Origin of the sequence: Pseudomonas sp. HMWF006 (assembly GCF_003061205.1) — a bacterium.
Taxonomy (GTDB): domain Bacteria; phylum Pseudomonadota; class Gammaproteobacteria; order Pseudomonadales; family Pseudomonadaceae; genus Aquipseudomonas; species Aquipseudomonas monsensis.
The window spans coordinates 531-1,685 of sequence record NZ_QAIU01000647.1; the positions used below are offsets into that span (position 1 = coordinate 531).

General features: G+C 63.0%; 2 protein-coding genes. Both read left to right on the top strand.

What is annotated here, in order from left to right; genetic code table 11:
- Positions 1 to 686 (top strand): SDR family NAD(P)-dependent oxidoreductase (locus tag DBR24_RS29850; RefSeq protein ID WP_256591990.1); only part of this gene is annotated, 686 nt, incomplete at its 5' end.
- Between the two features lie 30 nt (positions 687 to 716).
- Positions 717 to 1,127, top strand: coding sequence for an SRPBCC family protein (locus tag DBR24_RS29855; protein WP_128616489.1), 411 nt, complete (start codon positions 717 to 719; stop codon positions 1,125 to 1,127).
- Positions 1,128 to 1,155: the final 28 nt, after the last annotated feature.

The following is a 1,155-nucleotide window of genomic DNA, read 5'->3' on the forward strand; positions in this document are numbered from 1 at the left end:
GTCGCGACACGGTCAAGGTTGACGCGGCGCTGGCGAGCATTCGGCAGAAGGTGCCGGGCGCGCAATTACGCGGACTGACGGCTGATCTGGGCAGCGCCGAAGGCGCCGAAAAACTGTTCGCTGCACAACCGCGGGCGGACATCCTGGTGAACAACCTCGGGATTTTCGACGCGGTGGATTTCTTCGACACCCCGGACAGCGAGTGGACACGGTTCTACGAGGTCAACGTGATTTCCGGCGTGCGCCTGTCGCGGCACTACGTGCCGGCGATGGTCGAGCAGGGCTGGGGTCGGGTGATTTTCCTGTCTTCTGAATCCGGTGTGGCGACGCCGGCCGACATGCTCAACTATGGCGTGACCAAAAGCGCTAACCTCGCGGTGTCGCATGGCCTGGCCAAGCGCCTGGCTGGCACTGGCGTCACGGTCAATGCGATCCTGCCGGGCCCGACGTTCACCGACGGTCTGGAGCAGATGCTCAAGGACGCCGCTGCCGAGTCCGGTCGCAGCCTGCGCGATGAGGCCGACGCCTTTGTGCAAAAGGCTCGACCCACCTCGATCATCCAGCGCGTGGCCGATGTCGAAGAAGTTGCGCATCTGGTCACCTACATCGCTTCGCCGCTGTCCTCGGCCACGACCGGCGCGGCTCTGCGGGTTGATGGCGGTGTCGTCGACAGCATGGCGATCTGAAACCGAAGTCTTCTGGAGAAACCTTTATTTATGGCAACTGCATCAGCAACGATCGACATCCCGGCCTCGGCCGATCAGGTCTGGCAATTGATTGGTGGTTTCAACACGCTGCCGGACTGGCTGCCGTTGATTCCCAAGAGTGAGCTGAGCGCGGGCGGGCGCGTGCGCACCCTGCAAACCGCTGACGGCGCAGTGGTGATCGAACGCCTGCAAACGTTCGATAACGCAGCGAAGACCTACAGCTATTCAATCGAACAGGCGCCGTTCCCGGCCACGGATTATCTGGCGACGATCAAGGTCGAGGCGCACGGGCAGGGCGCGCGGGTGACGTGGTCGGGACGCTTCACGGCCAACGGCGTAAGTGAGGAGGAGGTGGTGGCGTTGTTCAGCGGCATCTACCAGGGCGGCCTCGCAGCCCTGCGGGCCAATTACCCCGCCTGATTGAACACCACAAAAACCCTTGCAGGCG